8 protein-coding genes are annotated in these 12,313 nt (G+C 66.5%); 6 read left to right on the forward strand and 2 right to left on the reverse strand.

Annotation, left to right across the window (positions count from 1 at the left end):
• From MRBLMS1_RS19810 to MRBLMS1_RS19820, 3 genes are all read left to right on the forward strand, one after another.
• Window positions 1-3,117, forward strand: a complete 3,117-nt coding sequence (locus tag MRBLMS1_RS19810) for an efflux RND transporter permease subunit (protein WP_485881337.1) — start codon at window positions 1-3, stop codon at window positions 3,115-3,117.
• Window positions 3,118-3,479: 362 nt separating this feature from the next.
• Window positions 3,480-4,199 (forward strand): MgtC/SapB family protein, encoded by a 720-nt coding sequence (locus tag MRBLMS1_RS19815; protein WP_485881869.1) that lies wholly within the window; start codon window positions 3,480-3,482, stop codon window positions 4,197-4,199.
• The gene (locus tag MRBLMS1_RS19820; protein ID WP_485881339.1) at window positions 4,199-4,510 is read left to right on the forward strand and encodes a hypothetical protein; all 312 of its coding nucleotides are present in this window, start codon (window positions 4,199-4,201) and stop codon (window positions 4,508-4,510) included. The genes MRBLMS1_RS19815 and MRBLMS1_RS19820 overlap by 1 nt, the downstream gene beginning before the upstream one ends.
• Here MRBLMS1_RS19820 and MRBLMS1_RS19825 read toward each other — a convergent pair.
• Both MRBLMS1_RS19825 and MRBLMS1_RS19830 read right to left on the reverse strand, forming a co-directional pair.
• A complete protein-coding gene (locus MRBLMS1_RS19825; RefSeq protein ID WP_485881341.1) occupies window positions 4,502-5,899 on the reverse strand; it encodes a sensor histidine kinase in 1,398 nt (465 codons plus the stop codon). The genes MRBLMS1_RS19820 and MRBLMS1_RS19825 overlap by 9 nt on opposite strands.
• The gene (locus MRBLMS1_RS19830; RefSeq protein WP_035821962.1) at window positions 5,892-6,572 is read right to left on the reverse strand and encodes a response regulator transcription factor; all 681 of its coding nucleotides are present in this window, start codon (window positions 6,570-6,572) and stop codon (window positions 5,892-5,894) included. The genes MRBLMS1_RS19825 and MRBLMS1_RS19830 overlap by 8 nt, the downstream gene beginning before the upstream one ends.
• A gap of 236 nt (window positions 6,573-6,808) precedes the next feature.
• On the opposite strand from MRBLMS1_RS19830, the gene MRBLMS1_RS19835 reads away from it, so the two are divergent.
• The 3 genes from MRBLMS1_RS19835 to MRBLMS1_RS19845 are packed head-to-tail and all read left to right on the forward strand — an operon-like array spanning window position 6,809 to window position 12,294.
• On the forward strand, window positions 6,809-7,933 hold the full coding sequence (locus tag MRBLMS1_RS19835) for an efflux RND transporter periplasmic adaptor subunit (protein WP_485881343.1): 1,125 nt from the start codon (window positions 6,809-6,811) through the stop codon (window positions 7,931-7,933).
• On the forward strand, window positions 7,926-11,030 hold the full coding sequence (locus tag MRBLMS1_RS19840) for an efflux RND transporter permease subunit (protein ID WP_485881345.1): 3,105 nt from the start codon (window positions 7,926-7,928) through the stop codon (window positions 11,028-11,030). Before MRBLMS1_RS19835 ends, MRBLMS1_RS19840 begins: the two co-directional genes overlap by 8 nt.
• Window positions 11,017-12,294: a TolC family protein gene (locus tag MRBLMS1_RS19845; protein ID WP_485881347.1), complete on the forward strand. Its 1,278-nt coding sequence runs from the start codon at window positions 11,017-11,019 to the stop codon at window positions 12,292-12,294. The genes MRBLMS1_RS19840 and MRBLMS1_RS19845 overlap by 14 nt, the downstream gene beginning before the upstream one ends.
• Window positions 12,295-12,313 lie beyond the last annotated feature (19 nt).

Genomic DNA, 12,313 nt, shown 5'->3' on the forward strand with positions numbered 1-12,313 from the left:
ATGTGGATGACCAAAGTCAGTATCCAGAATCCCGTCTTCGCCACCATGGTCATGGTGGCGCTTGTGGTGCTGGGCATCTTCTCCTACCGGGGACTGGGCGTGGAGAGCATGCCCAGCGTGCAGTTCCCGTTCGCCGCCATTGAAGTGAACTACCCGGGCGCCTCGCCCGAGGCCGTGGAAAACGACATCACGCGCCCCATCGAGGACGCCGTCAACACCGTCAGCGGCATCAAGACCATCCGCGCCAACTCGTGGGAGGGACGCGCCGGCGTCTACCTGGAATTCGAGCTGTCGACGAATATGGACAAGGCCATGCAGGACTTGCGCGACAAGGTGGCCCTCGTGCGTCCGCGCTTCCCGAAAGAAGCCAAGGACCCGTTCATCGCCCGCGCCGAAGGCGACAACGAGCGCCCCATCGCCACCATCGTGCTCACATCCACCGGGCATGACCTGCGCGCGCTGTCGACCATGACGGAGCAGATCATCAGCAAGCGCTTCCAGGGCGTGGCCGGCGTGGGGCAAGTCAAGCTGCGCGGCTTGCGCGCGCGCCAAATCCTCATCAGCATGAAGCCGATCGAGCTCAATGCCCAGGGCATCGGCGTCGATGAAGTGATCCGCGCCATCCAGGCCACGAATACCAATTTGCCGGCCGGCTCCATCAGCCATGGCGCGGCCGAGCAACTGGTGCGCGTGGAAGGCAAGATCAAGGATGCGCGCGAATTTGGCAAGATCATCGTCGCGCGCCGCGCCATCGGCCCCGTCTACCTGGACCAGGTAGCCACCGTCGTCGACGGCGAGCAGGAAGAACTGTCGATCTCGCGCATGAACGGCCAGCAGGCCGTGACCATGGAAATCACCAAGGTGCAGGACGCCAACGTGGTCGAAGTAGGCACCGGCATCCTGAAAGTGGCGGCCGACCTGCAAAAGACCTTGCCGCCCGATATCACCCTGCGCGTGCTCGACGACGAATCGGAACGCGTGCAAAGCCAGCTCAATAACGTCAAGCGCACCATCATCGAAGGCGCCGTGCTGACCATGGTGATCGTCTTCCTGTTCCTGCATTCGTGGCGCTCGACCATCATCACGGGCTTGACCCTGCCGATTTCCGTGCTGGCCAGCTTCATCGCCATGAAGGCCTTCGGCTTTACGCTGAACTTTTTGACCCTGATGGCGCTGTCCCTGTGCATTGGCCTCTTGATCGATGACGCCATCGTCGTGCGCGAAAACATCGTGCGCCACCTGGGCATGGGCAAGAACCACTACAAGGCGGCCAACGACGGCACCAATGAAATCGGCCTGGCCGTGATGGCCACCACGTTCGCCATCGTCGCCGTGTTCGTGCCCGTCGCCTTCATGGACGGCATCATCGGCCGCTTCTTCCTGCAGTTCGGCATCACCGTGGCCGTCGCCGTTCTCGTGTCGCTGTTCGTCAGCTTCACGCTCGACCCCATGCTGTCGTCCGTCTGGCGCGACCCCGTCAAGGACCGCTTCAAGTACGTGCCGTGGCTGGGCCGCTTCATGGCCTGGATCGAGACGGGCATCGACCGCCTGCACGTCTGGTACGGCAAGGTGCTGGCAGTGGCCCTGCGCTGGCGCAAGACGACCCTGGCCACGGCCGTGGCGCTGTTCGCGGGCAGCCTGATGCTCGTGCCCATGATCGGCGGCGAGATGTTCCCCGAGACGGACCAGGGCTGGGTCAACCTGCGCTTCAAGACGCCCGTCGGCTCCAGCCTCGAATACACGGATAGCAAAGTGCGCCAGATCGAAACGGCCCTGAAGGAATTCCCCGAAATCGACAGCCTGGTGGCCAATATCGGCACGCCCGATGGCCGCAACGCGGCCGAGGTGAACCTGAAGCTGACGGACATCAAGACGCACAAGCGCCGTTCGCAGCAGGAACTGGAAAAGCTGATCCGCGAGCGCCTGGCGCCGATTGCCGGCATCACCCTGTCCGTCGGCCAGCGCCCCATCTTCATCGCCATCCTCGGCACGGACGAAGGCAAGCTCGATGCGGTGGCGCACACGCTGATGGACAAGATGCGCAACATCAAGGGCCTGGCCGACATGGAATACAGCCAGGAAGGTGCCAATCCGTCGACCACCGTGAAGATCAATAACGAACTGGCCAGCGACCTGGGATTGTCGGTGCAGCAGATCGGCAATGCCCTGCGCCCGTTTGTCGCCGGCGACACGGTCAGCCACTGGCTGGCATCCGACGGACAGAACTACGACGTCAACGTGCAGCTGCCCAAATCGGGCCGGCAGAAGGTGGCCGACCTGGCCGACCTGTCGCTGGCCTCGAGCAAGCTTGACGCGAACGGCAAGCCCGTCATGATACCGCTGCGCCAGGTGGTCGACTTCGTGCCGTCATCGAGCCCGCAAGTGCTCAAACGCCAGGCCTTGCAGCGCCGCGTCGCCATCTATGCGGGCACGCAGGGCCGTCCCGCCGGCGACGTCGACGCCGATGTGCAAAAGGCGATGCAATCGATCGACCTGCCGCCGGGCGTGCGCTTCGACGTGGCCGGCAATGCGCAGCAGATGGCCGAAACCATGGGCGGCGCGATGATGGCGCTGGGGATCGCCGTGATCTTCATCTACCTGGTGCTGGCCTCGCAGTTCGGCAGCTTCCTGCAGCCGATCGCCATCATGGTGTCCTTGCCGCTCTCCTTGATCGGCGTGCTGGCCGCGCTGCTGATCACGGGCAGCACCTTGAACATCTTCTCCGTGATCGGCTTCATCATGCTCATGGGCCTGGTCACCAAGAATGCGATTCTGCTGGTCGACTTTACCAACCAGCGCCAGCGCGAAGGCCTGGGGCAGTTCGAGGCGCTGATGGAAGCGGGGCAAGTGCGGCTGCGCCCCATCCTGATGACGACCCTGGCGATGGTCTTCGGCATGCTGCCGATGGCCATCGGCATGGGCGACGGCGGCGAATCGCAGGCGCCGATGGGCCGCGCCGTCATCGGCGGCGTGATCACCTCGACCTTGCTGACCCTGGTGGTGGTGCCCGTCGCCTACACCTATCTCGATAGCCTGGGCAAGCGCGCCGCGCGCTTCTTTGGCGGCGGCGAGCATGCCCACGCCGATGCCGACGACACCAAGGCACACGCCCACTGATCCACCGGTCGCCTTCACCGTCCCCGCATTGGCGGGGACGACGCGGCGGCTTCCTGAAGAGAGCTTCAGTTGACCAAAGCTGCCCCACTGGCTAGACTGTCCCACGTTATCAATGATATGGAGTAACTCGTGGGTGCTTGTTCCAGTGACAGTAGTCGATTGACCATCGGCGATCGGCCTTAGGCAAGACGCGCGCATTCCGCCCGCCTTGCCCTCGGCAAGGTGCGGTTTTACCAGCGGCAGTACTCTCTCGCCGCCACTTCCCCCTCATCGTTCCACCGTTGTCGTCTGCTGCCCCCTTCCGGGCGGATAGTCTTCGCCTTGTGCACTCGCCTGTTCCTCCCCAGCCGGGAGAAATGATGGTGGTATTTGACTTTGCGCTGCGCGTTGCCGCGGCATTGACCCTGGGCGCCATGATCGGCGCCGAACGCCAGCTGCGCCAGCGCATGGCGGGCCTGCGCACGAACGCGCTGGTGTCCGTCGGCGCCTCGCTGTTCGTGATGGTTTCCGTGCTCGAAGGCGATGTCTCTGGCCACATGCGCATCGCCGCGCAGGTGGTGTCGGGCATCGGCTTTCTGGGCGCCGGCGTCATCATGCGCGAAGGCATGACGGTGCGGGGATTGAACACGGCCGCCACCCTGTGGTGCTCGGCCGCCATCGGCATCCTGTGCGGCCTGGGGTTTGCGCTGGAAGCGGCGATCGGCACGGGTTTCGTGCTGATCGCCAACCTCGTGCTGCGCCACCTGGCGCAGCGCATCAACGCGCACGGCAGCGAAGCGGGCATCGAGACGGAAAGCATCTACCGCGTGACGGCCGTATGCGAGGCGGAGCAGGAAGTCCAGGTGCGCAAGCTGATGCTGCGCTTGATCAGCGGCATGCCGGCCCTGATGCTGCAATCCTTGCACAGCGAGGATGCGGCGCACGCGGGGCGCATCGAAGTGCGGGCCGACCTGCTCACGCCCCTGTCCAGCCTGGGATTGCTGGAGCAGATCGTCAGCCAGGTGAGCCTGGAAGGCAGCGTCTCGGCCGTGCGCTGGGCGCTGGTGAACAATGCGGAATTTGTCGCAGAACGGGGAGTGTGATGATGAAAAAAATCTTGCATTGGTTTGCCCGGCGCGGTCCTGTCGTGGCCACCTACCGCCTGACCGTCACCTGCCCCGCGGCGCAAGCCGACCACGTCGTGCGCCTGCTGCTGGCCGAACTGAAAGGCGCGGGCCTGGCGCCGTCGCAAATGCTGCGCAGCTGGGACGAGGCCAGACAGGTGGTGCAGCTGATCGCCACGGTGCTGTGCCAGGCCGTGCAGCGCGCCGTGCTGGTGCGCTTCGTCAACCGCGCGGGCGCCTGGCCGCAAGTGCGGCAAGTGCGCTGGGAAGGCGTCGCGCCGTCAATCTGACGCCGGCAGGCGCATGAGGAACAGCGCGCCGCCTTGCGGGCGGTTTTGCGCCTCGATACTGCCGCCATACGCGTGCACGATCGCTTGCGACAGGGCCAGGCCCAGGCCGAAACCGGGCGCCTCGCCCGCGCGCGCCTGGGCGCCACGGTAAAAACGCTCGAACAGATGCGGCAAGTCTTCCACGCCGATGCCCGGCCCCGCGTCCGCCACGCCGACGACCGCATGCGTGCCATCGCGCGCCACGTGCACGGCGATGACGCTGTCGGGCGGCGAAAACTTGACGGCGTTATCGAGCAGGTTGGCCAGCACCAGATCCACGGGACCGGCCGCCACCCGCGCCTGCACGGCCACATTGTCATCGAAGACGATGCGGATGCCGCGCTGCGCCGCCGCCTTTTCCAGGCGCTGCGCGGCCGCCCGCACGAGGGGATTGAGCGCGATGGTTTCCACGGCATTGCGCTCCTGGCCCACGTCCAGGCGCGTGAGCATCAACAGTTCTTCCACCAGGGTCGTCAGCCGCTGCACTTCATCGAGGCAGGACGCCAGCGCATCGACATATTCGGGCGCTTCGCGCGGGCGGCGCAGGGTAATTTCGATTTCCGTGCGCAGGCGCGACAGGGGCGAGCGCAATTCATGCGAGGCGTCGGCCGTGAAGCGGCGCTGCGCATCGTAGCCGTGCTCCAGGCGGTCCAGCATGGCGTTCAGGGTGTCGACCAGGCGGCCAATCTCGTCTTGCGTGCCGGGATGGGGCAGGCGCTGGTGCAGGCTGGCTTCGCCGATCGAATGGGCCTGGTCCACCACATCGTCGATGGCGCCCAGCACGCGGCGCGTGAGCATTTCGCCGGCCAGCCCCACGGCCGCCAGCAAGGCCAGCGCCATGGCGCCAAACAGCACGGTGGCCGCTGCCAGCACATGGTTGGTGTCGTCGAGCGAGCCGGCCACCTGCACGGCCAAACCCGCGCCGGACGAGGGCACGGGGATCGACACCATGCGCAACGGCTCTTCGCCAAACTTGGGCAGGGTCTCGAAGACGGTCTCGCCGGCCGCCAGGCGCGTGAGCAGGGCGGCAGGCGCGGGCAGCTGCGCCGCCTCCAGGTTGCGGCTGCGCGCCAGCACGCGGCCTTCGCCATCGATGATCTGCACCAGGCGGTCGAGCCGTGTCAACGACGGCGGCGCCAGTCCCGGCGCCACCTCGTGCACCTGCACGGGCTGGCGCGGCGCGGCCGGCAGCATGGCCATTTCCGTCTCGCCCAGCGCCAGCAGGGCCGCATCGAGCTGGCCGTGCACGGCGCGCGACAGGCCCCAGTAGCCGGCCAGCGCCGTGCAGGCGACGATGGCGAGGATGACGGCCAGGTGCACCAGCAGCAAGCGTTTGCGAAAGCTAGCCACCGTTGTTTTCCGCCAGGCGGAAACCGCGTCCGCGCACCGTGTGGATCAAGGGCGGCAAACCCGGCGCATCCACTTTTCCCCGCAGGTTGCGCACGTGGACGTCGATCAGATTATCGATGCCGATCAGGTCCGCCTGCCATATCTGCTCGGCCAGGCGCGCGCGGCTGACCACCTCGCCCGCCTGGCGCAGCAGGATCAACAGAATCGCATACTCCTTGGGAGTGAGCACCAGAGGCGCGCCGGCCCGCGTCGCCTGGTGGCTGACGGGATCGAGCGTCAGATCGGCCAGCGCCAGCACCAGCGGGCGGCTGATGTCGGAGCGGCGCAGCAAGGCGCGGATGCGCGCCAGCAGCTCCTCGAATTCGAACGGCTTGGTCAGGTAATCGTCGGCGCCCGTGTTCAGGCCCGCCACCCGGTCGGCCGTGGCGTCGCGCGCCGTGAGCATCAGCACGGGCGTCTGGATGCCGCGCGCGCGCAAGTCGCGGCAAAAATCGATGCCCTGCTTGCCCGGCAACATCCAGTCCAGCACGATCGCGTCGTAATCGACGGCGTAGCTTTCATCCTCGCCCTCTTCCGCGCTGTGCGCCACGTCGACGACAAAACCTTCTTCCTGCAAGCCGCGGGCCAGCAGACGCGCCGCCTTGCGGTCATCTTCCACCAGGAGGATTCTCATGCCTGCCTTTCGCGTCGCACCTTGTTTTCCATGCTGGCATTTTACCGCGCCGCACCGCGCACGCACCGAACCTGAAGAATGATTCAGGCATTCTTGGGCGCTTCTTCAGGAGCACATTGCTATGCTTTCCCGGCGCTGTAGTGACACTGTGACGCTGCTTGCACTCCCCTCTGACCGCCCGCCTGGGCACGGCATCCACGCATGCCCCATCACCATCAATAACAAGGAAACACGGGATGAACACGACCACCCGCAACGCCCTGGGCGCCAGCTGCGCCCTCGCTCTCGCCTGTTCGGCCCTGGCCGGCTGCGCCAAGCCGACGCCGGCAGCCACGCCGCCCGCCCAATCGATGCACCTGGACGACGGCAGCATCGCCGTCGACAAGATGTCGCCGCTGCGCCAGCGCCTGCAGATCGCCGCCGTGCAGGAACAGGACATCGCCACGCAGACGCAGGCGCCCGGCAGCATCGAAGCGATGCCGGAAAAACTGGTGAAAATCACGCCGCCGCTGGCAGGCCGGATCACGCGCTTGCAGCGCGCGCTGGGCGACAGCGTGAAGGCGGGCGACTCGCTGTTCACGCTCGATTCGGCGGAACTGAGCGCCGCCTACGCGGACGACAGCAAGGCGCGCTCCGCCCTGCTGCAGGCGCGCCAGGAACTCGAGCGCCAGAAGACCCTGTTCGACGCGGAAATCGCCGCGCGCAAGGAGTACGAAGCGGCCCAGGCAGCCTACGACCAGGCCGGCAGCGACGCCCGGACCAGCGCCGACAAGCTGGCCCAGTACGGCGCCGACGCGCGCGGCACCCGCCGCGACTATGTGCTGCGTTCACCGATCGCCGGCACCGTGATCGCCATGGAAGGCGCCCAGGGCGGCTACTGGAACGATATCAACGCACCCGTCATGACGGTGGCAGACCTCTCCACCGTGTGGCTGTCGGCCAACGTGGCCGAGCGGGACCTGGCGCAGGTGGCCGTGGGACAAACGGCCAGCATCTCCATCGACGCCTGGCCCGGCAAGACTTTCGAAGGCAAGGTCGCCTATGTCGGCGCCGTGCTCGATCCCGAGACGCGCACGGTGAAAGTACGCGTGGCCATCGACAACCGCGCCGGCGCCTTCAAGCCGGGCATGTTCGCCCACGCGGGATTTGCCGGCGCTTCCCGCCGCGCCCTGCTCGTGCCGGCCGCCGCCGTGCTGCAAAGCGGACCATCGACGCGCGTGATGGTGGAACGCAGCCCGCTGCATTTCGAACCGCGCACGGTGCAGGTGGGCGCCAGCCATGGCGAGCAGGTGGAAATCGTCTCGGGCTTGCGCGCGGGTGAACGCATCGTCGTCAAGGAAGGAGTGCTGCTCAATGATTGACCGTTTCATCGCCACCTGCTGCCAGCGGCGCGGCATCGTCTGGCTCGTGCTGCTGTTCGTCGCCGCCTACGGCATCTATTGCTGGAAGCAGCTGCCCATCGAAGCCTATCCCGACATCGCCGACGTCACCTCGCAAATCGTCACGCAGGTGCCGGGGCTGGGCGCCGAGGAAATCGAGCAGCAGATCACGATTCCACTGGAACGCGCGCTGCTGGGCACGCCGGGCATGCACGTGCTGCGCACGCGCAGCCTGTTCGCGCTGTCCTTGATCACCGTGGTGTTCGAAGATGGCAGCGACGGCTACTTCACGCGCGAGCGGCTGCAGGAGCGCCTGGCCAGCGTGAACCTGCCCTACGATGCCAAGCCGGGGCTCGACCCCTATACCTCGCCCACGGGCGAGATCTACCGCTACACGCTGGAGTCGACAACACGCTCGCTGCGCGAACTGTCCGAGCTGCAGTTCTGGACCGTGATCCCGCGCCTGCAGCAGGTGCGCGGCGTGGCGGACGTCAGCAATTTCGGCGGCCTGACGACGCAGTTCATGCTGGAACTCGATCCCGCAAAGCTGGACAGCTACGGCTTCTCGCTGGCGCAGGTCAAGGACGCCATCAACGCCAACAACATCAGCGGCGGCGGCAGCGTGATCGACCGCGGCCAGCAATCGTACGTGGTGCGCGGCGTGGGCTTGCTCCATTCGCTGGACGACATGGGCAACGTCGTCGTCAGCAGCAAGGATGGCGTGCCCGTGCTGGTAAAAGACCTGGGCAAGCTCGCTTACGGCAACGTGGAGCGGCGCGGCATCCTGGGCAAGGACGACAACCCCGACACCATCGAAGGCATCACCCTGCTGCTCAAGGATTTCAATCCGTCCGAAGCGCTGGCCGGCATCCATGCGGCCGTGGACGACTTGAACACCAACGTGCTGCCGAAGGACGTCAAGATCGTGCCCTACCTGGACCGCAGCTCGCTGATCGACGCCACCCTGCACACGGTGGGATTTACCTTGGGCGAAGGCATGCTGCTCGTCGCCCTCGTGCTGCTGCTGTACCTGGGCAGCCCGCGCGCGGCCGCCATCGTCGCGCTGACGATCCCGCTGGCCCTGCTGATCGCCTTTATCTTCATGCACCATTTTAGGATTCCAGCCAATTTGCTGTCCTTGGGGGCGATCGACTTCGGCATCCTCGTCGACGGTTCCGTGGTGGTGCTGGAGAACATGCTGCGCCGCCGCGAACGGGATCAGGAGCGGCCCCTCACCCTGCAAGACGCCATCGACGCGACCCTGCAAGTGGCGCGCCCCATCATGTTCGGCATGGCCGTCATCATCGCCGCCTATCTGCCCCTGTTCGCTTTCCAGCGCATCGAATACAAGCTGTTCTCGCCGATGGCGTATGCGGTGGGCGCCGCGCTCGTGGGTGCGCTCGTGGTGGCGCTGGTGTTGATCCCGGGCCTGGCCTGGCTGGCCTTGCGCAAGCCGCGCCGCATGCCACACAACCGCGCGCTGGACACGCTGGCGGGCGCGTATGGCCGCTTCCTCGATCGCATGGTGGGTAGCAAGCGCTGGGTGGCGATGGTGTGCGCAGGATCGCTCGCAGCGCTTGCCATCCTGGGCGGCAGCATCGGGCGCGACTTTTTACCGTACCTCGATGAGGGCTCCTTGTGGCTGCAGGTGCAGATGCCGCCCGGGATCACGCTCGACAAGGCATCCGAAATGGCCAGCGAACTGCGGCGCGCCGCGCTGGAATTCCCGGAAGTGTCGACCATCGTCACGCAAACGGGGCGCAACGACGACGGCACCGATTACTGGACGCCGTCGCACATCGAAGCGAGCGTGGGGCTGCATCCGTACAAAAGCTGGAAGTCGGGCATGAGCAAGCAGCAGCTGATCGCCAAAATGAATGCACGCTTCGCCCGCATGCCTGGCGTTACGGTGGCCTTCATGCAGCCGATGATCGATGGCGTGCAGGATAAATTGTCGGGCGCGCACAGCGACCTGACGGTGAAAATCTTCGGCAATGACCTCGATGAAGTGCGCGCCATCGCCGGCAAGGTGGCTAATGTTTTGAAAACCGTCCACGGCGCCTCCGACGTGGCCGTGGACGTGGAGCCGCCCTTGCCCAACCTGAAGGTGGAACTGGACCGCGCCAAGGCGGCGCGCTACGGCATCAATGCGGCCGACGTGGCCGACCTGATTTCCACCGGCATCGGCGGCGCGCCCATCGGCCAGGTCTACGTGGGCGAGAAAAGCTATGACATCGCCGTGCGCTTTCCGCCCGCCACGCGTTCCAGCCCCGACGCCATCGCCAGCCTGAAGCTCGCGGCAGCCAACGGCGCGAAGATCCCGCTGGCGCAGGTGGCCACCATCAGCACCACCTCGGGCGAGAGCGTGATCGTGCGCGAGATGGGACGACGCCACATCATCGTGCGCCTCAACGCCCGCGGGCGCGACCTGGCCGGCTTCCTGGCCGAAGCGCGTCCGCTGGTGGCGCAAACGGTGGCAGGCGAGCACCAGCGCATCAGCGTGGAATGGGGCGGCCAGTTCGAAAACCTGCAGCGCGCGCAAAGCCGTTTGGCCCTGATCCTGCCGATGACCCTGGGCGCCATGTTTTTGCTGCTGTTTGGCCAGTTCCGCAACCTGCGCCAGCCCGCGCTGGTCTTGCTGGCCGTGCCGCTGGCCATGCTGGGCGGTCTGGCCGCGCTGCACCTGCGCGGCATGACCTTGAATGTGTCGAGCGCCGTCGGCTTCATCGCCCTGTTCGGCGTGGCCGTCCTGAATGCCGTCCTGATGCTGGCGCAAATCAACCGCTTGCGCACCGACGAGGGCAAGAGCTTGCGCGACGCCGTGCTCGAAGGCGCGCGCGACCGCATGCGCCCCGTGCTGATGACAGCCACCGTGGCCGCCCTGGGCCTGACGCCGGCCATGCTGGCGACGGGCCTGGGCAGCGACGTGCAGCGCCCGCTGGCCACCGTCGTCGTGGGCGGCCTGGTGACGGCGACGGCACTGACCTTGTTGCTGTTGCCGGCCCTGTATTACCTGATCGAGGCGTACCTGCAAAAACGCCAGACGCATACCGAAGGAGAACCCCATGACGCGTTTTAATGTACTGCTGGCGGCTTGGCTGATCATGCCCTTCGCCAGCGCCGCCCCGTTGACTTTCGAGGCCTATTTGTCCGCTGTCGAAAGCCACAGCCTGGAACTGCAGGCGCAGCAGGAAGGCATCGTCTCGGCCAAGGCCGGCATCGGCATCGCCGGCCTGCGTCCCGATCCCGAGTTCACTCTGGGCGCCACGCGCGAAACCGTGCGCAGCGCCGAGCACCGTCCCGTCACGTGGAACCCGGCCATCAGCATGGCCATCGAGACGGGCGGCAAGCGGGCCGCGCGCTTGAAGGCCGCGCACAGCAATGTCGCGCTGGCCGAGGAAACGGTGGCCGGCTTCAAGAGCGAGCTGTATGGCACGGCCGCCGCCGCGTTCACGGAAGCGTGCCGCACGCGCGACGTCCTCGCGCGCAAGGAGCAGACCATGGCGGCCCTGTCAAAAGTGGTCGAGGCAAACGCCGTGCGGCGCAAGGCGGGCGACGTGGGCGGCATCGAGCTGCTGCAGTCGCGCGTGGAGCGCGACCAGTTCCAGGCCGAGCTGGCGCAGGCGCGCAGCGAGGCGGACAGCGCCATGTTGAATTTGTCGCCGCCCCTGGGCCGCCAGTTCGACACGCTGTTTCCGGACGCGCAGCTGGCCTGCGACTTCGCCGCATTTGAGGACAAGGATGCCAGGGTGCTGCTGCCGCAAGCGCTCGAGGCCCGCAGCGACGTGCGCATCGCCCGCGCCACCGTGGACAATCTGCGCGACGGCGCGGCGCTCGTGCGTGCCAACCGCGCCGTCGATCCGACCGTCACCGTGGGCCTGGCCGCCGCGCGCGGCTACCATGACGGCTTTGACGCCAGCGGCAATCCCGTCGAAGGCGCGGCCCGCTCGCGCGCCCTGTCCATCTCGCTGGCCATTCCCATCCCCCTGTCGCGGCGCGACACGGGCGACATCGTGCAGGCGGAATCAAGTGTCACGCAGGCGACGCTGGCCCTGCGCCAGGCGGAACTGACGGCGGAAACTCAGGTGCGCACGGCGCAGCGGCAGCTGCGTGCGGCGCGGGACAGGCTGGCGCGCTACCGCGACGGCGTGCTGATCGATGCGCAGAAGGTGGTCGATGGCATGCGCCTGTCCTACTTCAGTGGCAATGCTTCGCTGCTGGAATGGCTGGCGGCGCAGCGTTCGGCCGATGAGGCCTACCAGGGCTATGTGCAGGCGCGCGCCGATGCGGCCATCGCCAGCACGCAGCTGCAACTGGCGATCGGCCAGCGGCCGAGCTTGTAGCGGGGAGAAAGTAGAACGA

This window comes from Massilia sp. LMS1-1-1.1, from assembly GCF_040815535.1.
GTDB lineage: Bacteria > Pseudomonadota > Gammaproteobacteria > Burkholderiales > Burkholderiaceae_D > Janthinobacterium > Janthinobacterium aestuarii.